The sequence below is a fragment of the Porphyromonas sp. HMSC065F10 genome, assembly GCF_001808555.1.
GTDB lineage: Bacteria > Bacteroidota > Bacteroidia > Bacteroidales > Porphyromonadaceae > Porphyromonas_A.
The window spans coordinates 64,678-65,553 of record NZ_KV793730.1; the positions used below are offsets into that span (position 1 = coordinate 64,678).

Sequence of the window (876 nt, forward strand, 5' to 3'; positions counted from 1 at the left end):
GAGTTGTCGGCTACGACGATCGGCTCCTCCTGGGGGTAGGTGCTCTGCTGGGCTACTTCATGCTGCTTAGCCTTCTCATACATTGAGCGGTAGGCACTCTTCTTGGGCTTGCAGGAGGTCATGCAGCTACCTACGAGCAGCAGACCGAGAGCTGCCACGAGTACATTCTTTTTCATGATAATGATTGTGTCTAAAGTTATCGTTCGTACTTGGTGTGTGCAAAAGTAGCGATTATTGATCAAGTTAGCGAATGCATCCGCCGGGCTGTCAGTGGCGACGTTTTTGGATTTACCCATAGTCTCCCCGGTGCAAAAGGCGAGCACGCCTATCGGAGTGCTCTCCCTGCCGACCTCCTTAGGGACATCGGACAGGGGCACATGTGAAGACCGCTACATAGGAGACTCTCCCGCATCCGAAGGATGCACGCTCCATAGGCATCGGTCGAGGCACGAAGTGCCGATGACCGATGTATAAGCGTATACATCATCCCTCGACCCCTTGCGGGTCGCCGGCATTGGAGATGTCTGCTCGGCGACCCGCAAGGGGTCGAGATGGTAGGCAGGGGCTCTGTACATCGGTCACCGCTTCGCGGATGACCGATGCCTTTGGAGCGAGCACCCCTGTCGGGGTGCATCGTTCACCACTCTTCACAGTGAGTGGAGTGGCTTCTGTATCGCTCAAGTGCGTCACCATCAGGAGTTTTATCCCCTTGGGACTGTAGTGCCATCCCCTACGGGACTGTAGTTTCACCCCTACGGGTCTGTAGTTCCATCCCTATGGGACTGGAGTCTCTCCCACAAGAGACTAAGGTCGCCCGACTGTGTGGCACCCCGGCAGGGGGTGCTTTCTTCTTAGTTGTAAAGCTCAAATGCGTCA

Annotated in this window: 1 protein-coding gene; it reads right to left on the bottom strand. The window is 55.6% G+C overall.

All coding sequences use genetic code 11. The features are described from left to right. Positions 1–483: 483 nt before the first annotated feature. Positions 484–750, bottom strand: a complete 267-nt coding sequence (locus tag HMPREF2890_RS08895) for a hypothetical protein (RefSeq protein WP_148130628.1) — start codon at positions 748–750, stop codon at positions 484–486. Between the last annotated feature and the right edge of the window lie 126 nt (positions 751–876).